The organism is Actinomadura terrae (assembly GCF_022751215.1).
Classification (GTDB): Bacteria; Actinomycetota; Actinomycetes; order Streptosporangiales; family Streptosporangiaceae; genus Spirillospora; species Spirillospora terrae.
On record NZ_JAICDG010000003.1, the window covers coordinates 636,696 to 657,233 of the forward strand.

The following is a 20,538-nucleotide window of genomic DNA, read 5'->3' on the forward strand; positions in this document are numbered from 1 at the left end:
TGCCTGAACCCGCCGTGCGGTGCCCTCCCGCAGCGGTGCCGGAACACCGGCGGTGTCCGGGGACCGCCGTGCGGGGGCGGACATGAGCGGGCCCCGGATCCGGGGAGGGATCCGGGGCCCGCCGGTGACGGGGCGCGTCAGCCGGCCATGGCGGGTGTCCGGTCGGCCTCGTGCTCCGCCTCGTCCGCGGCCCGGGGCGCGGGCACCGGCTCGGGCTCGGGCTCGGGCAGCGCCTTGGCGTAGGCGCGCAGGGTCTCGCCCGCGATCCGGTCCCAGGAGTAGCGGGAGCGGGCGCGGTCGGCGGCGGCGATGGAGTAGCCGTGCAGGGTGGTCTCCTCGGCGAGCAGGCGCCGGACCGTCCGGCCGATCACGACCGGCCGCCCGGCCGGGACGTGCAGGCCGGTGATCTTGTCGAGCACCTCGTCGGCGTTGCCGCCCGCGGGCGTCGCGACGACCGGCACGCCGCAGGCCATGGCCTCCAGCGGCACCGCCGGGGACGGCTGGGCGGGCGCGAGGCACAGCGCCAGCCGGGCGGTGCGCAGCAGCTTGGGCAGGGCCTTGCGAGGGAGGCGGCCGAGGAACACCACGCGGTCGGCGACGTGCAGCTCCTTGGCGAGCAGCATCAGCCGGTGGACGACCGGGTCGTTCTCCAGGTCCTCCCGGTCCGGGCCGCCGGCGACGGCCAGCTCGGCGTCGGGGACGTGGACGAGGGCGCGCAGCGCGGTCGCGACGTCGCCGGCCGCGAGGTCGCGGCACACCATCACGAGGCGGTCCCGGCCGCCGTGCGGCATCGCCGGGCCGACCGGCGCGAACGTGTCGGCGTCCACGCCGTAGGGGACGACCTTGACCGACGGCCGGGGCACGCCGGAGCGGACGATCGCGGCGGCCTCCTCGCCGCTGGAGGCCAGTACGAAGTCGGCGCCGCGGCCGATGGCCTTCTCCAGCCGGTCGCGGTGCGGGTGCACCTCGCGGCCGGCGCGCCGCTCGGTGGCGGCGACCCCGTGGAAGCTCTGGAAGAAGGGGATGCCGAGCTCGCGGGCGACGGCGCAGGCGGCCAGGCCGCCGATCCAGCCGTGCGCGTGCACGACGTCGGGCCGCCCCGCCCCGCTCCACCGGCGGCGCAGGCCGTCGGCGAGGTCGCGGACGTGGTCGAGCTGCTCGGCCTCGGTGAGGGGCCGCGCGGGGCCCGCGTCGAGCTGGACGAGCGCGGCGCCGGGGCCGAGCCTGGTCCGGGCGCGGGCGGACGGGTCCTGCCGCCGGGTGTACACGGTGACGTGGTTGCCGTCGTCGTCATCCGGACGGGGCCGGGCGAGCGAGCGGGCGAGATCCCGGACGTGGACGGAATGCGCGTGTTCGCCGTCGAGGTCGGAGGCGGACACGAGCGCGATGTTCAGCGGGCGATGCATGACGATCCTCCGGGACAACACAGGGGAAGCCTGGAGGTATCTGCGTCGTAGACACCTGCTCGCAGGAGACTATTTCCGTGTGCCCACCCCGTCAAACCTCGCGAATCGGATCACCCCGGGGCCCAGGGCCGCCGCGAAGCCCTGACCGGCGGGGATACTGAGGATATGGAGAATGAACCGGTCTGGTACGTGGCCTACGGATCGAACCTCTTCCGCGAGAGGTTCCGCTGCTACCTGTCCGGTGGACGGCCGAAGGGCGGCGCCCGGCACTACCCGGGCTGCCGCGACCCGCGTCCGGCGCGCGCGGTGGCGCCGGTCACACTGCCGGGCGGCATCTACTTCGCCATGGAATCGCCGACGTGGGGCGGCGGCATGGCCTTCTACGACCCGGACCTGCCGGGACGCGCCGCCGCCCGCGCCTACCTGCTCTCGCGGCCGCAGTTCTGCGACGTGGTCTCGCAGGAGATGTGGCGCGACACCGGCGTGGACGTCGACCTGACGGAGGCGGTGCGCGCGGGCCGCCAGCGGCTCGGCCCCGGCCGCTACGAGACCGTCCTGCGGGTCGGCGAGCGCGACGGCCGCCCCATGCTCACCTTCACCGCGCCCGCCCCGCACGGCCCCGCCGACCTGAACGCGCCGGCCGCCGCGTACCTGGGCATGCTCGGCAACGGGCTGCGCGAGGCGCACGGCTGGACGGCCGCGCGCGCCGCGTCCTACCTGTGCGGGCGGCCAGGCGCGGCGGGGACGTGGCGTCCGGAGAAGGTGACCGCGCTGATCAGCGGGCCGGGACGACCGGGAGGATGATCGCCGACGGGTGCGCGGGGGAGTGCAGCACCTCCTGGTCGGCGGTGAGCATGGCGGTGGCGGTGCCGATCGGCTCGCCGGTGCCGGGGTTGCGCGCGACGCGCGGGTAGGCGCCGCTCGCGACCTGCACGCGCACCCGGTGCCCGCGCCGGAAGCGGTGCCCGGCGGGCCACAGCTCGACGGCGACGCGGCGGACGCCGTCCGCGCCCGCCTCGGGGGCGCCGGGCATGAGCCGCCGCATCCCCTCGCACAGGTTCAGCGACTCGCCGTCCGGCGCCACGTCGCACAGCCGGACGACGAAGTCGGTGTGCTCCCGGTTCGAGCGGACCCGCAGGTCGGCGGCGACCGGGCCGATGATCTCCAGGTCCTCCTCCAGCACGGCGGAGGTGTAGGTCAGCACGTCGCGGCGGCGCTCCAGGCGCCGCTGGTCGGTGGACGGGCGGGTCTCGCCGAGCAGCGTGGGCCCGCCGAGGAACGGCGTCGGGTGCCGGGGGTCGTAGCGGTAGGCGTCCGGGGCGGACTCGGGCGGCTCCCCGGGGGCGAGCGCCCCGTCCGGCTGGAGGTGCCAGCGCTCCTCGGCCATCCCCGGGACGGGCCAGTCGGGGAACTCGCGCCACTCCGCCGCGCCGGTCACGAACAGCCGGACGGGCCGCTCCCGCAGCTGCGACGGGTCGTCCAGCAGGTGCGCGCGGAACCACTTCACCGCCTCGCCGACCGAGCCGCGCATCATCCGCTGGTCGGCGTGGAACCAGGGCCCGATCGTCAGGTAGGGGCGGTGCCCGGCGGCGCGCAGCGCGGCGTAGTCGCGCAACTGCCAGGGCAGGAAGATGTCGTACCAGCCGCCGGTCATGTTGACCGGCGCGTCCACCCGGGACACGGTGGCGCTGAAGTCGCGCCGGTCCCAGAACGGGGTGTCGGCGCCGTTGGTGAGCAGCTCCTGGAAGAACCGCTGCTGCGCGCCGGTCGCGAGCCGGTCCAGCTCGGCGAGCGGGCGGCCCGACAGCGCGGCCCGCCGGGCGCGGCGCGGCGACATGATCCCGGTGGTGATGCCCGACAGCGAGTGCTTCATCCGGGCCGTCAGGTCGACCCAGATCAGCGCCGACTCCAGCGCGAACGCGCCGCCGACGTTCACCGCGTCCCGGAACGTGGACGCCGTGACCTGCATCGACAGCGCCTTCAGTTCCGGCCCGGCCTCGGCGGCGACGGCCCACTGCACGTAGCCGAGGTAGCTCGGGCCGTGCATCGCGAACGCGCCGCCGAACCACTCCTGCTCCCGGAGCCACGCGATGGTGGCGAGGCCGTCCTCCCGCTCGTCCAGCGGCTCGAACACCCCGCCCGAGCCGAAGCCGCCGCGCACGCTCTGCACCACGGCCTGGAACCCCTGCGACGCGAACGCCTGCCCGCACATGAGCCCGAACGGCCCGCGCCGGCCGTAGGGGGAGCGGACGAGCACCACCGGCGCCCGCTCCACGTCGGCGGGCGCGTACCGGTCGGCCAGCAGGGCGACGCCGTCGGCGGCGGGCACCTCCAGGTCGCGCTCGACCCGTACCCGGTGGGGGCCGTTCCGCAGTCCCAGCGCCGTGACCCCGAGCCGGCGCATCATCCCGACGCTCACCACTTGATCGATCGTAACCCGCGGCTCCCCGCGCCGCTCGGGCGGCCTCACCCCGCACCGGGTCCCGGCCGCTCCGGTCCTTCACTACGATCGTGGGCGAAATCCGGATCTGCCCGGCAAGTCGACCATTGAGGAGTGATCTGGGCGTCATGGGCGACCACCTGGACTGGCGGCGGGTCCTCATCGCGGCGATCGTCATGGTGGCCGCGCTGGGGGTCGCGGTGGCGCTGCGGATGCTCACCGGACGGCTGTTCCGCCGCGCCGGGGACACCCGGTGGACGTGGGACGACCTCGCGGCCCGGCTGATCCGCGACCTCGCGATGCCGATCGCGGTGCTCGGCGGCGCCTGGTTCGCGGCGCTGGTCCTGCACCTGCCGCGCGGCACGCTGGACGTCACCGCCCGGGTGCTGACCGCCGCGACGATCCTCGTGGTGTCGCTGGCGCTGGCGCGGCTCATCGCCGGGTCGGTCACCTCGATCGCGCTGGCCCGGCAGGGCGTGGCCGCCAACGTGACGATCTTCGCCAACATCACCCGCGTGATCGTCATCGGCATCGGCCTGCTGGTCATGCTCCAGAGCCTCGGCGTGTCGATCACACCGCTGCTCGGCGCCCTCGGCGTCGGCGGCCTCGCGGTCGCGCTCGCCTTGCAGGACACGCTCGCCAACCTGTTCGCGGGCGTGCACGTGCTGGCGTCCAAGACCATCGAGCCCGGCGACTACATCAAGCTGAGCAGCGGGCAGGAGGGGTACGTCGTCGACATCAACTGGCGCAACACCTCCATCCGCACGCTGTCGGACAACATCGAGGTCATCCCGAACCAGCGGTTCTCCGACACGATCCTCACCAACTACCACCGGCCCGCGCAGGACATGTCGCTGCTGATCCAGGCGCGCGTCCCCTACGAGGCCGACCTGGACCGGGTCGAGAAGCTCGTCGTCGAGGTCGGCGAGGGCGTGATGGCGGACGTGCAGGGCGGCGTGAAGGACGCGGAGATCCTCGTCCGCTTCCACACCTTCGCCGAGTCGTCCATCGACTTCACCGTCATCCTGCGCACCAGCGAGTTCGGCGACCAGTTCGCCATCAAGCACGAGTTCGTCAAGCGGCTGCACCGCAGGTTCCGTGAGGCGGGCGTCGAGACGCCCTACCCGCGCCGCCGCGTGACGCTGGACGAGGCGCCCGGCGCGGACGGCAGCCCCGTGGACGGCAGCCCCGTGGCGCCCGGCCTGTAGAGCCGTGACGCCCCCGACGGGTCAGGGGCGCAGCATCGGGAGCAGGATGTCGTCGACCAGCTCGGCGAGCTGCGCGTCGTCCATCGTGCCGCCCTCGGTGAGGTGGTCGTACACGATCAGCGCCGGGCCGACGTTCGCGACCTTCCGGGTGACCGCCGCCGGACGGACCTCGCCGCGCGCCGCGCCCTGCTCCAGGGCCTCGTACAGCGCCTCCCGCACGGGCTGGGAGATGCGCGCGCGGATCACGTCGTGGATCAGGCCCTTGCCGTCGGCGGACTCCTCCTTCAGCACCTTGAACGCCGCGCCCCGGCAGGTGACCAGCGTGTCGCGCAGGCAGGTGAGCGTGGCCAGCAGGTCCCGGCGCACGCTCCCGGTCGCCGGACGCGGCGGCGGGTTCGGCAGCGCGTGCCGCAGCGCGTCGCTGACCAGGTCCTCCTTGGACTGCCAGCGCCGGTAGAGCGCGGCCTTGCCGGTCCGCGCCGCGCCCGCGATGCCCTCCATGGTCAGCTTGCGGTAGCCGACCTCCTCCAGCTGCGCGAACACGGCCTCGTAGATCGCCGCCTCCAGGGCGCCGCCGCGGCGGCGCGTGCCCGTGCTCACCGGCCGCTCCCCTTCACCGTCACCCTCGGCCCCGCGAATTTAAGGAACGGTATCGTTCTCTTTTGCGCGGATCGGTGGTACGTTTCCCACATAGTGTACTTCGCCGTTCCCTAAATTTCTCGTTCCGGGGGTCCCTCGTGACCACGTCCAACGAGCGGACGGCAGCGCGCGGGGAGTTCGCCGCTCCCACCGCCGCCGCTCCGCCGGTCCATCATGGCCTCTTCCAGAGCCTCCTTCACCGTCCGGGCGTCCTGCTCGGCGTGATCGTGAGCTGCCAGCTCATGATCACGCTCGACACGTCCGTCGTCACGATCGCGCTGCCCAGGGTCCGGGAGGGCCTCGGGCTGTCGACCGGCGGCCTCGCCTGGATCCAGAACTCCTACATGCTCGCATTCGGCGGCCTGCTGCTGCTCGGCGGGCGCGCCGGGGACATGTTCGGCCGCCGCCGCGCCTTCACCGCCGGGATCGCCGCGTTCACCGCCGCGTCCCTGGTCGGCGGGTTCGCGACGAGCGGCTGGTTCCTGCTCGCCGCCCGCACCGCCCAGGGCGTGGCCGCCGCCGTCGCCGCGCCGAGCGCGATGGCGCTGATCGCGAGCAACTTCGAGGGCGCGGCGCGGGTCCGCGCGCTCAGCGTCTTCTCCGCCGTGTCCGGCGCGGGCGGCGCGATCGGCATGCTCGTCGGCGGCGTCCTCACCGAAGTGGGGTCCTGGCGGTGGGTGTTCTTCATCAACGTGCCGGTCGGCGTCGTGCTGGCGCTGCTGGCCCCGCGCGTCCTCGTCGAGACCGCGCGGCGCCCCGGCCGGTTCGACGTCGCGGGCGCGCTCACCTCCACGGCCGGGATGACCGCGCTCGTGTACGGGCTGATCCGGGCCGGCTCGGACGGCTGGGGCGACGCCCGCACGCTGGCGGCCTTCGCCATCGCCGCCCTGCTGCTCGCGGTGTTCACGGTCGTCGAGTGGCGCGTCCGGCAGCCGATCATGCCGCTGTGGCTGCTGACCGGACGCGACCGCGCCGCGTCCTACCTGGTCCTCCTGCTGTACGTGGCGGGGATCTTCGGGTCGTTCTTCTTCCTCACCCAGTACCTCCAGCAGAACCTCGGCTACGGGCCGCTCCGGGCCGGGGCCGCGTTCCTGCCGCTGGTGGGGCTCCAGTTCGTCACGGTCCGGCTCGTCCCGCGCGTGCTGCCGAGGACCGGCGCGCGGCCGCTGGTCGTGCTCGGCACGCTGCTGCTCGGCGCGGGCCTGCTGTGGCTGTCGCAGCTGTCGGCCGGGGACGGCTTCGTCAGCGGCCTGCTCGGCCCCTTCGTGATCATCGGTCTCGGCGCGGGCCTGACGATACTGCCGCTGAACGCGACGATCCTCGCGAGCGTGGAGCCCGAGCACGCGGGCGCCGCGTCTGGGGTCGCGCAGGCGATGCTGTGGTCGGGCGCGTCGCTCGGCTCGGCCGTCCTGGTCGCGGTCCAGGGCTCGCAGGACGACCCGATGAGCGGCATCGACGCGGCCTTCGCGGCCGGTGCCGTGTTCGCTGCGGCGGCGCTGCTGGTCACGCTCGTCGTCATGCGCGTCCGCAAGTGACCGGGGCGTGGCCGGGGCGCGCCTACTGGGCGCGCCCCGGCCACGCGCCGCGTCCGACGACGTCCAGGACGAGCGCGCCGATGTTCCACGCGTCGTCGGCGCCGCTGTGGTGGCGTCCTTCCAGCGGCAGGCCCGCGTGCTGGAGCGCGCCCGCCATGCCGAGCTTCTTCCGGAGGTCGTGGGCCTGCGCGTAGGCCGCCTTGGCGTTGGTGTGCCGCCGCCCGAACGGGTACCGGACGCCCGCCCGCGCGCACTGCGCCTCGAACTGCTTGCGGTCGTAGTCGCCCCAGCTCGCCCAGGCGCGGGTGTGGGAGCGGTGCTCGCGCTCCAGCATCGCGCACGCCTCCGCGAACGGGACGCCGCCGTCCACCTCGTCCTGGGTGAGGCCGGTCAGCTCGGTACAGAACGGGCTCACCGCCGACCGCTCCGGGCGCACCAGGATCCGGTGCTTGGCGGTGCGCTCCCGCGCCTCCAGGTCGACGACGCACAGCCCGATCTCGATGATCTCGTTCGGCTGCCCCGCCGACTCGGCCCTCGTCCGCCAGCAGGTGGCCTCCACGTCGACCACGTTGAGGCAGCGGCCGGTCCTCTCGTCCATGCGCCGGACGGTACCGGCCCGGCCGCGCCGCTCACGAACCGTTTTCGGGCCTCGGCGCGTAGTCGTCGACGTACTCCTGGCCCGACAGGTCCCGGATCGCCTCCATGATCTCGTCGGTGACCTCGCGGGCCGCCCGGCCGCGCGGCGTCCCGGCGTCGCGTCCGGTGAAGTCCATCGGCGCGCCGATCCGCAGCCCGATCCGGCCCGGCTTCGGGACGGCCCGCCCGCGCGGCTGGACGCGGTCGGTGCCCTCGATCGCGACCGGCACCACGGGCGCGCCGGTCCGCATCGCGAGCCGCGCGACGCCCGTCCGGCCCCGGTAGAGCCGCCCGTCCGGCGACCGGGTGCCCTCGGGGTGGATCGCGAACGCGCCGCCCTCCTCCAGCACCCGCGCCGAGGTGTCGAGCGCGTCGAGCGCCGCGCGCCCGCCGGACCGGTCGACCGCGATCGCGCCGACGCTCCGGAACAGCGTCGCGATCGCGCGGCCCCGCGCACCCACCCCCGTGAAGTACTCGTGCTTGCCGAGGAAGTGCACCCGCCTCGGCACCATCAGCGGCAGGACGAAGGAGTCCACGAACGCGAGGTGGTTGGCCGCGAGGATCACCGGGCCCGTCCGGGGGACGTGCCGCAGCCCGCTCACCGACGGCAGGAACGCCAGGCGCATCGCGGGGCCCACCAGGACGTACTTCATCAGCGGGTAGATCAGGCGTTCGGGGTCCATGTCCGAGCAGGTTATGGGCCGCGCGTCCGCCGTCGCGGTGCCGCCCCGATACAAGATCCAGGACCGGAATCTTGTCGGCGCCGCCATTGCGGGCGGCCCCTTCCCGCGTTCCGGCCGCTAGCCGGCGGCGGCCGCGCGCTGCGCGCGGAGCACCTTGCGGACGGCGGGCACCGCCGGGCCCGTCCGGGCCGTCAGCTCCTCGATCCGCCGCTTGTGCCGCCGCCGGTCGGACCGGGGGAGCACCGACGTCATCTCACCCGCCGCCGCCAGCGCCAGCGCCGCCGCGTCGTAGCTGTTCACGTGCGCGACCGGACGTCCCCGCAGCGCCGACGACGCGCCGCCCCACAGCGTCTTCACGACCCGGGGGTCCCGCACGCTCACCCGGTCGCGCGGGAACAGCCCGAACGCCCGCTCGCGCGTCACCCGGATCCACCGCTCCCGCACCAGCTCGTCGCGGACGGCGCGCACCATCGCACGGCTGTCCTTGCGGATCCAGTGCTGCCACGAGCGCGGCCGCGACGCCGAGATCCGCGCCAGCACCCCGTACGGGTCGTCGCCCGGCGTGCCCGGCACCGGACGGCCGCGCTCCTCGCCGAGCCGCCCGTCCAGGAACAGCTCGGTCAGCGCGGCGGCGCGCAGCACGTAGCCGAGCCGGTGGCCGCCCATGGTCATCCGCTCCTTCCGCAGGTCGTAGGCCAGCAGGAACATCCGCGCCGGCAACGTGTCCGGAGTCTCGACCATGGCTACTCCTCGCTCCCCTCGTTCTCCGCCCTGGAACCGCTCTCCGTCTTCGAACCGCTGTCCGTTCCCGACCCGCCGTCCGCCTTGGACGGCCGGCCCGGCCGGCGCATCCGCCCCGCCGAGCCGGGCATCCGCCCGGCCTGGACGAGGGCCTGCCGCAGCAGGAACTCGATCTGTGCGTTGGTGCTGCGCAGCTCGTCCCCGGCCCAGCGCGCGAGGGCGTCGTGCACGGCCGGGTCGAGCCGCAGCAGGATCTTCTTGCGCTCGGCGCTCACTGGTGGTCGGCGCTCACTGGTAGAGCGAGCCGGCGTTCACCACCGGCTGGGCGTCCCGGTCGGCGCACAGCACGACCAGCAGGTTGCTGACCATCGCCGCCTTGCGCTCCTCGTCGAGTTCCACCACGTCCTCCTCGTCGAGCCGGTCCAGAGCGAGCTGCACCATCCCGACCGCGCCCTCGACGATCCGCTGCCGGGCCGCGACGACCGCGCCCGCCTGCTGGCGGCGCAGCATCGCCTGCGCGATCTCCGGCGCGTAGGCGAGCCGGGTGATCCGCGACTCGATGATCTCCACCCCGGCGGAGGCGACCCGCTGCCGCAGCTCCTCCGACAGCTGCCCGGTTATCTCGTCGGCGTTGTCGCGCAGCGACGTGCGGTCGTGCGCGTCGTAGGGGAAGCTGCCCGCGATGTGCCGCACCGCCGCCTCGGTCTGGAAGGCCACGAACTCCACGAAGTCGTCGACCTCGAACATCGCGCGCGCGGTGTCGCGCACCTGCCAGACCACCACCGCCGAGATCTCGATCGGGTTCCCGTCCAGGTCGTTGACCTTGGCGAGCCCGGTCTCGTGGTTGCGGATGCGGGTCGAGACCTTGCGCCGGTCGGTGATCGGGTTCACCCAGCGGAGCCCGTCGGTGCGCACCGTCCCGGCGTAGCGGCCGAGGACCTGGAGCACCCGCGCCTCGCCCGGCGCGACCGCCGTCAGCCCCGCCAGGACGACCAGCCCGGCGAGCACCAGCAGCACCGCCGCCGTGATCCCGACCGCGAGCCCCGCGCCGCCCCCGGCGGCGAGCCCGAGCAGCACCGCCACGGCCCCCAGCAGGATCAGCCCCAGCCCGACCCCCAGCATCGGCCAGCCGCCGACGTCCCGCGCCGCGCGCTCGGAGATCTGCGGTCTCGGCATCTCCACCCGTGTCGACTCCACCATCTGTCCCCTCCTTCGTTGGCGCGAGCATAGCAAAGTGATATCACTTTTTCCATTCGTGCACGGGGGCCTCGGCGGGCTCCGGGACGTCCTCGATGACCTTGGGGACGTCGCGGAGGGTCACGAGCGCGAACACGGCCACCAGCCCGGCCAGCCCGGCGCTGCACAGCAGGGCGGCGTGCATGCCGTCCACGAACGCGACGCGTGCGGCGTCGACGACCTGCCCGCCGAGGTGTCCGGGCAGCGCGGTCGCCGCCTGGACGGCGCCGGTCAGCGAGTCGCGCGCGGCCGCAGCAGCGGGTGCCGGGACGCCCGCGGGCAGGTCCAGGGCGTCGCGGTAGACCGCGTTCAGGACGCTGCCGAGGATCGCCATGCCGAGCGCGCCGCCCAGCTCGGTCGCGGTCTCGGAGATCGCGGACGCGGCGCCCGAGCGCTCCCGGGGCACCGAGGCGAGCACGGTGTCGGAGGTGACGGTCAGCGCCAGCCCCATCCCGATCCCCGACACCAGGATCATCGGGACCATGGCCAGATAGGAGGTGTGCAACCCGATCGTCAGGAACGAGGCGAACGCGCACGCGGACACGGCCATGCCGATCGCGACCGAGCGGGCCCGGCCGAGCAGCGAGATCAGCGGCGGCGCGAGCGCGGCGCCGCCGACCATCGCGCCGAGCGCGCCGGGCAGCCCGGCGAGCCCGGCCCGCAGCGGCGCCCAGCCGAGCGCGAGCTGGAACAGCAGCGAGAAGATCAGCGACTGCGCGACCAGGGCGAACATCGCGAACATGTTGGTGACGACCGACCCGCTGAACGCGCGGACCCGGAACAGGCCGATGTCGATCAGCGGCTCGGCCACCCCGTGCTGCCGGACCACGAACGCCAGCAGCGCCGCGGCGCCGAGGACGGCGGCGACCGGCACCCGCGGCTCGTCCACGCCGTGCGCGGCGGCCTCCTTCACCGCGTACACCAGCCCGAGCACGCCGACGATCGACAGCGGCACGCTCGGCAGGTCCATCCGCCCGGACGCGGCCGACCGGTGCGCGCCGGGCAGCACCAGCGCGCCCGCGACGAGCGCCACCGCCATCAGCGGCACGTTGATCAGGAAGACCGAGCCCCACCAGAAGTGGTCGAGCAGCGCCCCGCTGACGACCGGGCCGAGCCCGACCGCGAGCCCGGCGGTGCCGCTGAACACCCCGACCGCCATCGTCCGCTGCTTGGGGTCGGTGAACACCCGGCGGATCAGGCTGAGGCAGGACGGCATGAGCGTCGCGCCCGCGACGCCGAGCAGCGCCCGGGCCGCGATCAGCAGTTCCGCGCTCGGCGCGTAGGCGGTGACCGCGGACGCGGCGGCGAACACGGCGGTGCCGATGAGCAGCAGCTTCTTGTGCCCGATCCGGTCGCCGACGCCGCCCATCGTGACCAGCAGCCCGGCGAGCGCGAAGCCGTAGGCGTCGGCGATCCACAGGATCTGCGTGGCGGAGGGGTCCAGGTCCGCGCTCAGGTGGGGGATCGCCTGGTTCAGCGCGGTCAGGTCGATGTTGGGCACGATGGCGAGCAGCGTGCAGATCGCGAACGTGCCCCATTTGCGGGCCGAATTCTCCATGGCCGCAGCGTCGCGGGGGCCGCTGACCGCCGGCGCACCGTCCGCTGACCGGCTCCCGCCTCGACGGTCAGCGGCGCAGCTCGGCCACGGCCTCCTCGCGGGACAGGGCGGCGCCCTCGGCGTAGGACGCCTCGTACGCGGCGTCGCCCACCAGCGCGCGGGCCTCGCGCTCGACGTTCTCGGCGTCGGCGTCCCCGGCGATGTCGGTGCCGCGCAGCGGGCGGGCCAGCCCGAGCAGCAGCGCCGCCCGCGTCCCGTCGCCGTCCGCGAGGGCCGCGCCCGCCAGGCCGACGGCGGCGCCCACCTGGTGCATGAAGATCGGATGGTCGATCGCCATGTCCAGGGACGCGCGGAACCGCTCCCGGGCCCGCCCGGCGTCGCCCTCGCGCAGCTCCACCCAGCCGAGCCCGACCAGCGCGACCGCGCGGACGGCGCCCGCGATGAACCGCTCGGACGCCGGGCCGCCGAGCGCCGCCTCGTACTCGCGGCGCGCCCCGGCCAGGTCGCCGCGCAGCCGCGCGACCTGCCCGAGCCCGTGGTGGGCGCCCGCGACCTTGTCGGGCGCGCCCGCGCGGCGCGCCAGCCCGCCGCCGCGCGTGTAGTCGGCGTGCGCCGCGGCGAGGTCCCCGGCGTGGACATGGACGTCGCCGCGCCGGTAGAGCAGGTCGGCGGTGTCCTCCAGCGCGCCGAGCCGTTCGGTCAGCGCGAGCGCCTCGTCCAGCAGGGCGAGCGCGCGGTCGCGGTCGCCGCGCCAGTCGGCGAGCTGCGCGAGCGGGTCCAGCGTGTTCGCGATGCCCCAGGCGTCCCCGGCCTCGCGGAACTCCGCGACCGCGTCGTCGCAGGCCCGCTCCGCGGCCGCCATGTCGCCCCGGAACTGGAGCAGGAACGCCTCGCTCATCCGCATCAGCGCCCGCGACCACGGGTCGTCGCCGATCTGCCGCGTCATGACCGCGATGTCGGTGCGCCGCGGACCCGCCGTCAGCGCCCAGGCGACGGTGACGACCGGGTAGGCCAGCGTGTGGTCGATCCCGTTCAGCAGCTCCTCGGCCCGGTCGAGCCACGCCGCCGCCCGTTCGCCCGCCGCGTCGCCCCCCACCGCGTTCGCGACGCACAGCACGTACTCCTCGGCCAGGCCCTCCGGCGGCTCGGTCCCGATCTCCTCCAGCAGCGCGGTCGCCAGCGAGGCCCCCTCGATCCGTCCCCGCAGCCACCAGTACCACGACAGCGACGCGACGAGCCGCAGCGCCAGCGCCGGATCCGCCCGGACGCTGCGCCGCAGCGCCGCGTGCAGGTTGCCGTGGTCGGCGGCGAGCCGCTCCAGCCACGCCACCTGCTCGGCGCCCCGCAGATGCGGGTCGGCGCGCCGCGCGAGCCCGAGGAAGTACTCCGCGTGCGCCTGCTGGAACCGCTCCTCCTCACCGGCGTCCGCGAGGCGCTCGGCGCAGAACGCGCGGACGGTGTCGAGCATCCGGAACCGCGTCCCGTCGGCCTGGAGCAGCGACTTGTCGGCCAGCTCGACGAGCAGCTCGTCGGCGTCCTCGACGTCGCACACCTCCTCCGCCGCCTCCAGCGTGAGCCCGCCGGAGAACACCGTCAGCCGCCGCGCGAGGACCTGCTCCGGCTCGTCCAGCAGGCCCCAGCTCCACTCGACGACGGCCCGCAGCGTCTGGTGCCGGGGCGCCGCGCCCCGGTTGCCGCGCGACAGCAGCCGGAACCGGTCGTCCAGCCGCGTCGCGACCTCGCCGACCGGCAGCGACCGCAGCCGCGCCGCCGCGAGCTCGATCGCCAGCGGCAGGCCGTCCAGCGCCCCGCAGATCCGCAGGACGTCCCGCGCGTTCGCCTCGTCCACCGCGAACCCCGGCCGCACCGCCGCCGCCCGCTCGGCGAACAGCCGCACCGCCGGGAAATCGATGAGGTCTCCTGTGGGCGTGCCCTCCGGCGGCAGTCCGAGCGGCGGCAGCGGACGCAGCGCCTCCCCGGTGATCCCGAGCGCCTCCCGGCTCGTCGCGAGCACCCGCAGCTCCGGGCAGGCGCTCAGCAGCCGGTGCGCCAGCCGCGCGACCGGCTCCACGACGTGCTCGCAGTTGTCCAGCACCAGCAGGATCCGCCGCCCCGCCAGCGCCGTGACCAGCCGCTCCTCCGCCCCCGGCTGCCCCTCCGCGGACCCCGGCAGCATCCCGCTCTCGCGCAGCCCGAGCGCCGCGAGCAGCGCCTTGCCGACCTCCGTCCGGTCGACCGGCGCGAGGTCGACGAAGCGGACCTCGCCGTCCTCCCGTCCCGCCGCCTCGATCGCCAGCCGCGTCTTGCCCGCCCCGCCCGGCCCGAGCAGCGTCACCAGCCGCCCGTCCGCGAGCATGGCCCCGACCCGGCGCACCTCGTCCTCGCGTCCGACGAAGCTGGTGAGCTGGGCGGGCAGACTCTGGACGGGCACCGGCGCGGGCGTCGGCGCGGCCTCGGGCGCGGGCTCGCCGCGCAGGATCGCCAGATGCGCCTCGGCCAGCTCCCGCCCCGGGTCGGCGCCGAGCTCCTCCGCCAGCAGCCGCCGCCCGTCCTCGAACACCGCCAGCGCGTCGGCCTGCCTCCCGGCCCCGTACAGGGCCCGCATGAGCAGCGCCCGCGCCTGCTCCCGCAACGGCTGCGCGTCGACCAGCTCCCTGAGCCCCGGCACCACCGCCCCGAACTCACCCAGGGCGATCTCCGCCTCGGCGAGATCCTCCGCCACCGCGACCCGCGACTCCTCCAGCCGCGCCGCCTGCGCCGCCGCGAACGGCGCGCTGACGTCGGCCAGCGCGGGCCCCCGCCACAAGCCGAGCGCCTCCTTCAACACCGCCGCCGCCCTCGCGTGCTCGCCCGCCGCCAGCGCCTCCCGCCCGTACCGCGCCAGCCGCCCGAACTCGTGGACGTCCACCACCTCGGGCGGGACGGCCAGCCGGTACCCGGCCGCGTGCCCCTCCACGAGCCCCGCGTCCCCGAGCCCCCGCCGCAGCCGCGACACCTGCGACTGCAACGCGTTCGCCGCCCCCTTCGGCGGCTCCTCCCCGTACAGCCCGTCGATCAGCCGCTCGGCGGCGACGACCCGTCCCGCCTCCAGCAGCAGCATGGCGAGCAGCCCCCGCACCCGGGGCCCGCCCACCGCCCCCTCGGCCTCGCCGCCCCGGACCTCCACGGCCCCCAGAACCCCAAACCACATGCCCCCGATCCTCCCAGCTCGCCGACACCCGCGAGATCACCGGGAAACGTCCCCTGACCAGAAGCGGCCCCCGGCCCGGAACCGTGACCGGCACTCCGCGCGTCCAGGAGACTTGAGTGATCGCGCACGGAAGATGGGGGACGATGGAGCCGCTGCGACCCGACGACCCACCGACGATCGGCCGCTACCGCCTCTCGGGCCGGCTCGGCTCCGGCGGCATGGGCGAGGTGTTCTTCGGCCACTCGCCGGGCGGACGCGCCGTCGCGGTGAAGGTCGTGCGGGCCGAACTCGGCTCCGACGAGGCCTTCCGCCGCCGGTTCGCCCGCGAGGCCGAGGCCGCACGCAAGGTCGGCGGCTTCCACACCGCCCAGGTGGTCGAGATCAACCTGGACGCCGACCCACCGTGGCTGGTCACCGCCTACGTCCCCGGCCCGTCCCTCGCCGCCGTCGTCGCCGAGCACGGCGCCCTCCCCGAACCCTCCCTGCGCGTCCTCGGCGCGGGCCTCGCCGAGGCGCTGGAGGCGATCCACGCCGCCGGGCTCGTGCACCGCGACCTGAAACCGTCCAACATCATCCTGGCGCCCGACGGCCCCCGCGTCATCGACTTCGGCATCGCCCAGGCGGACGAGGGGACCGCGCTCACCCGCACCGGCGGCTCCGTCGGCACCCCCGGCTTCATGGCCCCCGAGCAGATCACCGGCGCGGAGGTCGGCCCGCGCGCCGACGTCTTCGCGCTGGGACTGGTCCTGTGCCATGCGGCGGGCGTCCGCCCCTTCGGCGAGGGCCCGGCCCACACGCTCATGTACCGGATCGTCCACGGCGAACCGACCCTGGCCGGCCTCCCGCCCGCGATCCACGACCTGGCCGCGTCCTGCCTGGCCAAGGACCCGGCCGCCCGCCCGACGCCACCCGAGATCCTGGAACGCCTGGCCACACAGGCCGCCCCCGACGAATGGCTGCCCCCCGAAGTAACCCAGATGGTGAGCCATCACCAGGAAGCCCCGCCCCCACCCCGCCGCACACCCTGGCCCCTCTGGGCAGGCGCCGCAGTCCTGGCCCTGACCATCACCCTGGTCACAGGCTTCTTCATCGCTCGAAACCCGTCCGCCCCGGCCGCCGCACCAACAAAATCCGCCACCCCGTCCGCCTCCGCCTCCCCGCTGGCCCACTGCACCCACCAGGGCAGACGAGTGACCGATCCGGAGGGCCGCACCTTCGACACCTGGTCCTGCCAGACGGCACAACGCGGCCCCCTCTACCAGGAACCGTCGTCCGGCCCCACCACCGGCTACCTGAGATCGACGAACAACTGGTTCGTCTGCCAACGCCAGGGCTCCACCAACCCCGCCACCGCCTGGCTCTACACCCAGGGCGACGACCGCTACCAGAACGACGGCTGGGGCTGGTTCCCGGCAACCTCAGTCTCCCCAACCTGGACGACCACCCCCATCCCCGACCTCCCCACCTGCCCCTTCTAACCCTCACCCCCGGCAGACGTACCCGCGCGTCCCCAGGCCCTCGAAGCCCGCCACAGCCTGCGCCCGTACCCTCGTCCCCGATAGCCGGGGTGGACGGCGAAGTACGCGGGCTGCACACCGTCTCGCTCACGGCCCGGAGTTGGGGCTGGCATGGCAACGCCGACGGCCGCACCGTCACCGCCGTGTTCGGGGCGGGGGAGGCCGCGTGAGCAGCCCGGCGTCCTGGACGCATAACGAGGTCAGCAAGGGGGTGCACGCCGCGATGACCGCCGCGATGCGCGCGGACGTGCACGCGATCGACGCCGTCCTCGTGAAGGGCGGGCGGCTCGACCCGAACAGCCGCAAGTTAGTCGGCTAGGCGCGCGGGTTGGTGCTCGCGTGCGGGGCGGCCATGACGCGCGTGCTCGCGGCGCACCGTCCCGGCGACGACCCTTACGGCCGGGAGATCTGCCGTGGCTGCGGCACCTCCGACTGCCGGACGCTGCGGGGCGTCGGCCACGTTCTGGCCGCGTACTCGGTGCGCCCGGTGGTCGTCGACCGCTACACCGGTGCGCTCAGCCGCTGGCCGCGCATGCCGTTGGAACCCTGGTCGCCGAATACGAGCACTACCGTGCGGGCTGTTAGAGGAGGCCCTGGTCCTTGGCGTAGAGGGCGGCCTGGGTCCGGTCGCGCAGGTTGAGGCGCTGCAAGATGCGGGAGATGTGGTTCTTGACCGTTCCCTCGCTCAGGTAGAGGCGGGAGGCGATCTCCTTGTTGGTGGCACCGGCCGCGATCAGCCTGAGGACGTCGGTCTCGCGCGGGGTGAGCGCCCCCGGGCCGGGGAGGGCGGCGGCGAGGCGGCGGGCGACGCCGGAGTCGAGTTGCGCGACGCCGGAGTGGGCCAACCGCACCGCGGCCGCGAGTTCGGCCGCCGGGAGGTTCTTCAGCAGGTACCCGGACGCGCCCGCGCGCAGGGCCTGCACGACGTACTCGTCGTCGTCGAACGTCGTGAGCATCACGACCTTGCAGGACGGGGTCCTGCGGCGGACCTCCGCGGTGGCCGCGACGCCGTCCATGCCGGGCATGCGCACGTCCATCAGCACGACGTCGGCGGACGGGGCGCCGTCGACGGCCTCCGTCCCGTCGCGGGCCGTGCCGACCACGTCGATGCCCGGTTGGAGGCCGAGGAGCGAGGCGATCCCCTCGCGGACGAGTTCCTGGTCGTCCGCAACGAGCACACGGATGTCGTTCACCAGGGCACCGTGACCGAGACCGTGGTGCCGCTGGACGCGCTCGCGAGCTCGAAGCGGCCGCCGAGGTGGCCGATCCGCTCGCGCATTCCGCGTATGCCGAATCCCTCCCGCAGGTCGAAGCCCCGGCCGTCGTCGGCGACGACCAGGCTGGCCCCTGAGTCCTCGTAGGCCAGGGACAGCCTGATGCGTGTGGCGCCCGAGTGGCGGCACGCGTTGGTCAGCGCCTCCTGGGCGGCCCGGTAGACGGCGGTGAGCGCCGCTTGGGGACGTTCGCCCTCGTCACCGGTCACTTCGAGGGTGACGGCGAGGCGGCCGTCGTTCAGGCGGGCGATCAACTCGGTCAGCGCGCCGGTCAGCCGGAACCGGTCCGGGCCGAGCGCGCGCACCGACTGCCGTACCTCGGTGAGGGCGCGGTCGGCCGACCAGCGGGCGTCGGACACCGCGGTCCGGGCGGCCGCGGGGTCGAGGTCGGCGAAGGCGGTGGCCTTCTCCAGTTGGATGCCGATGGCGGTCAGGTGGTGGCCCAGGCTGTCGTGGATCTCCCGGGCGAGCCGGTTGCGCTCCTGCGCGGCGGACAGGACCTCCACCTCGCGCACCGTCCGCTCCAGCCGCACGCGGGCCTCCCTCTCGCGGACGGCGACGGCGGCCATCGTGACGGCCAGGACGACGCCGAGGGCGAACATCACCAGGTCGGAGATGTAGGCGGCGCGAACCTGCCAGTCCGGGACCCAGAGCGTGTACGCGGCCACGATCGCCGCGACGCACCCGGCGCCGAGCGCGACCGCGGCGCGGCGTCCGAACGCGAAGTAGGCCGTGAAGGGGACGAGCACGAACAGCACGCGCGCGACGCCCGAGACGTCGAGCGCGTTGACCGTCGCGTAGAGGGCGATGCGGAGCGCCAGGAGGGCGGCCGCCGGGATGCGCCGGTCGAGGGCGTCCACACCCATCACCAGCAGGACACAGGCGACGAATCCGGCCGTGCGCATCGACGGGCCCGCGGTCACGACGGCGTAGTAGACGCCGCCGAGCAGGACCGCGAGACAGAGGAGGGGTGGCACCCAGGGCACGGGGCGCGTCGTGGCCATGCGCGCAGGCTACGCGTGCGGGCGCCGCGCGGGCTACGGACGCGCGACGGGACTGGCCAGAGGTCATGTGCCTTTCGGCCGGCGAGGGTCTGGCCGCAGCTCACTTATCCGGCAGGGGCGGTGCTTCCTACGTTGCGGGGTGTCCCTACAGAAGGAGTGCGCCATGGTGTTGCGTACCGCCGTGCTCGTCCCAATCCTGCTCGCATCCACGCTCGGCCCTGTCGCCGCCGCCGACACGGGCTGCGGTGAACGGGGGCTCCGCGTCCCCGGCGCGGAGCGTTCCGTCCTAACGTGTCTGCCCGACCTCACGACGGCCGGAACGGTTCCGAGCGGGCACACCGATCCCGGCGACTGGGCCGGACTGGTGGCCCCCACGTCGGTCAACCCGTCCGGTGTGCCGGGCATCCAGATCGACGGCTACTTTCCTGACACGTCCAGCACCAACCCGACGCACGGCTGGAACCACGACGCGCAGTTCGTCATCAGGCTTCCCGAGCGGTGGAACGGAGGGCTGGTGGTGAGCGGGCCGCCCGGCGTGCGCGAGCAGTACGCCAACGACCGGATCATCGGCGACCACGTCCTGGCCAGGGGCTACGCGTTCGCGGCGACCGACAAGGGCAACACCGGGCCCACCGTCTACAAGGACGGGCGCAGGCCGGGTGACGCGATCCGAGAGTGGCACTTTCGCATGGCGCAGCTGACCATCGCGGCCAAACAGGTCGCGGCGCAGCGGTACGGCCGGGCCCCGCGCTACACCTACGCCGCCGGCCTGTCGGCCGGGGGATACCTCGTCCGCAAGCAGCTTGAGCGTTATCCGCGTCTCTACACGGGCGGCGTCGACTGGAACGCGCTGACGTTCGCCCCGAAGGGCCCGAGCCTCCTGACCACGCTTCCGCCCGCGCTCCGCGCCTACCCCCGCTTCAAGGCGGGCAGGCCGGGCGCGCACGAAGAGATGCTCGCCGCCGGCTACCTGGCAGGATCGGAACCTCTCTGGGATTACCACTACAAGAACCAGTGGGACTTCCTCCAGCGGATCATGCGGGAGGAGCTCGACCCGTCCTACGACGGGGACGCCCAAGCGGGAACGCCGTTCTGCCCAGAGGGAACCGGTGCCGGATGCGACACCGACTACCGACTCCAGTCGCGTCCGAGAGCGGTGCGGAAGGCGGTGGACCGCGTGTCCCTGACAGGGCGCATCGGACGGCCGCTCATCAGCATCCAGGGCACGCTGGACGTGATGACACCGATCAGCAAGAACGGCGACGTGTACGACGCGATGGTGCGCAAGGCGGGCCGGGGACCATTGCACCGCTACTACCGCGTACCCGGCGGCACCCACACCGACGGACTCGCCGCCGCCTTCCCAGCCCTCGTCCGTCCGATGCAACCCGACTTCCTGAAGGCATTCGACCGCCTGACCGCCTGGACACAGCGCGGCCTCCAACCACCGCAATGACCCCGGCTTCGTCCG

The 20,538-nt window shown here is 74.4% G+C and carries 19 protein-coding genes; 6 read left to right on the forward strand and 13 right to left on the reverse strand.

The genetic code is table 11. The annotated features are described in order from the left end of the window. Positions 1–137 precede the first annotated feature (137 nt). Positions 138–1,406 carry a glycosyltransferase gene (locus tag K2F47_RS22715; RefSeq protein ID WP_242906897.1) on the reverse strand — a complete coding sequence of 423 codons (1,269 nt, stop codon included), beginning with the start codon at positions 1,404–1,406 and terminating at the stop codon, positions 138–140. Between the two features lie 165 nt (positions 1,407–1,571). Between K2F47_RS22715 and K2F47_RS22720 the strand changes: the two genes are divergently transcribed. Then, a complete protein-coding gene (locus tag K2F47_RS22720; protein WP_242906899.1) occupies positions 1,572–2,210 on the forward strand; it encodes a histone deacetylase in 639 nt (212 codons plus the stop codon). Here the strand turns inward: K2F47_RS22720 and K2F47_RS22725 are convergent. Then, positions 2,182–3,828, reverse strand: a complete 1,647-nt coding sequence (locus K2F47_RS22725; RefSeq protein ID WP_308198443.1) for a CocE/NonD family hydrolase — start codon at positions 3,826–3,828, stop codon at positions 2,182–2,184. The two genes, K2F47_RS22720 and K2F47_RS22725, sit on opposite strands and share 29 nt — an antisense overlap. A 125-nt stretch (positions 3,829–3,953) precedes the next feature. Between K2F47_RS22725 and K2F47_RS22730 the strand changes: the two genes are divergently transcribed. After that, positions 3,954–5,054 carry a mechanosensitive ion channel family protein gene (locus K2F47_RS22730; protein WP_242906901.1) on the forward strand — a complete coding sequence of 367 codons (1,101 nt, stop codon included), beginning with the start codon at positions 3,954–3,956 and terminating at the stop codon, positions 5,052–5,054. A 21-nt stretch (positions 5,055–5,075) separates the two neighbouring features. Here K2F47_RS22730 and K2F47_RS22735 read toward each other — a convergent pair whose 3' ends face one another. Continuing rightward, the gene (locus K2F47_RS22735) at positions 5,076–5,654 is read right to left on the reverse strand and encodes a TetR/AcrR family transcriptional regulator (RefSeq protein WP_242906903.1); all 579 of its coding nucleotides are present in this window, start codon (positions 5,652–5,654) and stop codon (positions 5,076–5,078) included. Positions 5,655–5,791: 137 nt separating this feature from the next. Here K2F47_RS22735 and K2F47_RS22740 point away from each other — a divergent pair, with 137 nt between their 5' ends. Then, positions 5,792–7,228 carry an MFS transporter gene (locus K2F47_RS22740; RefSeq protein ID WP_242906905.1) on the forward strand — a complete coding sequence of 479 codons (1,437 nt, stop codon included), beginning with the start codon at positions 5,792–5,794 and terminating at the stop codon, positions 7,226–7,228. A 22-nt stretch (positions 7,229–7,250) separates the two neighbouring features. On the opposite strand, the gene K2F47_RS22745 is transcribed toward K2F47_RS22740, so the two are convergent. The 7 genes from K2F47_RS22745 to K2F47_RS22775 form a co-directional block, all read right to left on the reverse strand. Then, entirely contained in the window at positions 7,251–7,826 is a 576-nt protein-coding gene (locus K2F47_RS22745) for a 3'-5' exonuclease (protein ID WP_242906906.1), read from the reverse strand. Between the two features lie 31 nt (positions 7,827–7,857). After that, positions 7,858–8,547 (reverse strand): lysophospholipid acyltransferase family protein, encoded by a 690-nt coding sequence (locus K2F47_RS22750; protein WP_242906908.1) that lies wholly within the window; start codon positions 8,545–8,547, stop codon positions 7,858–7,860. 117 nt (positions 8,548–8,664) lie between these two features. Beyond that, complete coding sequence (locus tag K2F47_RS22755) at positions 8,665–9,288, reverse strand: GOLPH3/VPS74 family protein (RefSeq protein WP_242906910.1); 624 nt, start codon at positions 9,286–9,288, stop codon at positions 8,665–8,667. A 2-nt stretch (positions 9,289–9,290) separates the two neighbouring features. Next, complete coding sequence (locus K2F47_RS22760; RefSeq protein WP_242906912.1) at positions 9,291–9,563, reverse strand: type II toxin-antitoxin system antitoxin; 273 nt, start codon at positions 9,561–9,563, stop codon at positions 9,291–9,293. A 13-nt stretch (positions 9,564–9,576) separates the two neighbouring features. Continuing rightward, positions 9,577–10,488 (reverse strand): SPFH domain-containing protein, encoded by a 912-nt coding sequence (locus K2F47_RS22765; protein ID WP_242906914.1) that lies wholly within the window; start codon positions 10,486–10,488, stop codon positions 9,577–9,579. 40 nt (positions 10,489–10,528) lie between these two features. Then, positions 10,529–12,082, reverse strand: coding sequence for an MFS transporter (locus K2F47_RS22770; RefSeq protein ID WP_242906915.1), 1,554 nt, complete (start codon positions 12,080–12,082; stop codon positions 10,529–10,531). 67 nt (positions 12,083–12,149) lie between these two features. After that, positions 12,150–15,272 (reverse strand): AfsR/SARP family transcriptional regulator, encoded by a 3,123-nt coding sequence (locus tag K2F47_RS22775; protein ID WP_242906916.1) that lies wholly within the window; start codon positions 15,270–15,272, stop codon positions 12,150–12,152. 143 nt (positions 15,273–15,415) lie between these two features. On the opposite strand from K2F47_RS22775, the gene K2F47_RS22780 reads away from it, so the two are divergent. Then, positions 15,416–16,750, forward strand: a complete 1,335-nt coding sequence (locus K2F47_RS22780) for a serine/threonine-protein kinase (RefSeq protein ID WP_242906917.1) — start codon at positions 15,416–15,418, stop codon at positions 16,748–16,750. Here the strand turns inward: K2F47_RS22780 and K2F47_RS22785 are convergent. Beyond that, on the reverse strand, positions 16,747–16,866 hold the full coding sequence (locus K2F47_RS22785; protein ID WP_242906918.1) for a GNAT family N-acetyltransferase: 120 nt from the start codon (positions 16,864–16,866) through the stop codon (positions 16,747–16,749). The genes K2F47_RS22780 and K2F47_RS22785 overlap by 4 nt on opposite strands. An 89-nt stretch (positions 16,867–16,955) precedes the next feature. On the opposite strand from K2F47_RS22785, the gene K2F47_RS22790 reads away from it, so the two are divergent. Beyond that, positions 16,956–17,108: a hypothetical protein gene (locus K2F47_RS22790; RefSeq protein WP_242906920.1), complete on the forward strand. Its 153-nt coding sequence runs from the start codon at positions 16,956–16,958 to the stop codon at positions 17,106–17,108. Positions 17,109–17,370: 262 nt separating this feature from the next. Here K2F47_RS22790 and K2F47_RS22795 read toward each other — a convergent pair whose 3' ends face one another. Beyond that, the gene (locus K2F47_RS22795; protein WP_242906922.1) at positions 17,371–17,982 is read right to left on the reverse strand and encodes a response regulator; all 612 of its coding nucleotides are present in this window, start codon (positions 17,980–17,982) and stop codon (positions 17,371–17,373) included. Beyond that, the gene (locus K2F47_RS22800; protein WP_242906923.1) at positions 17,979–19,067 is read right to left on the reverse strand and encodes a sensor histidine kinase; all 1,089 of its coding nucleotides are present in this window, start codon (positions 19,065–19,067) and stop codon (positions 17,979–17,981) included. Before K2F47_RS22800 ends, K2F47_RS22795 begins: the two co-directional genes overlap by 4 nt. Before the next feature lie 163 nt (positions 19,068–19,230). Between K2F47_RS22800 and K2F47_RS22805 the strand changes: the two genes are divergently transcribed. Next, complete coding sequence (locus K2F47_RS22805; RefSeq protein ID WP_242906925.1) at positions 19,231–20,523, forward strand: tannase/feruloyl esterase family alpha/beta hydrolase; 1,293 nt, start codon at positions 19,231–19,233, stop codon at positions 20,521–20,523. Positions 20,524–20,538: the final 15 nt, after the last annotated feature.